Here is a 367-nt window from a genome sequence, read left to right on the forward strand (position 1 = left end):
GCCTAAGCGAAAAACCGGATGTCCGGGGCAAGACCTTTGCCTCCTTTGGGGCGTTTGCCAAAGGAGGTCGCCCGAGGGGGCGAAACAAAAAGTCCAAGCGCACGCCGGTGCGACGCAGGAAACCAAGGCGCGAAGCAGACACATCGCGGACGGAGTCCGCTCCTACGAGTAGGCATCGTGCCACAGCAGGTTCGCGAGCAAGCTCGCTCCTACAAAAGAAAAAGCGGAGCCCCATGCGAGGCTCCGCTTTTCGTTGTGCCGGGAGAATTACTTGCCGGCAGTCAGCGCGTTATAGCTGGTCATCAGATTCCGATAATCCGGAATGTGATTCGAGCACAGCGCCGCCAGCCCTTCGATATCGTTACGC

At 58.9% G+C, this 367-nt stretch carries 1 pseudogene; it reads right to left on the minus strand.

Features of this window, described 5'->3' with window-relative positions:
* Nucleotides 1-267 precede the first annotated feature (267 nt).
* A pseudogene (locus A6723_RS31480) lies at nt 268-367 on the minus strand (hydrolase); the annotation flags it as partial.

Origin of the sequence: Pseudomonas sp. AU11447, from assembly GCF_001672555.2 — a bacterium.
Taxonomy (GTDB): Bacteria; Pseudomonadota; Gammaproteobacteria; order Pseudomonadales; family Pseudomonadaceae; genus Pseudomonas; species Pseudomonas nitroreducens.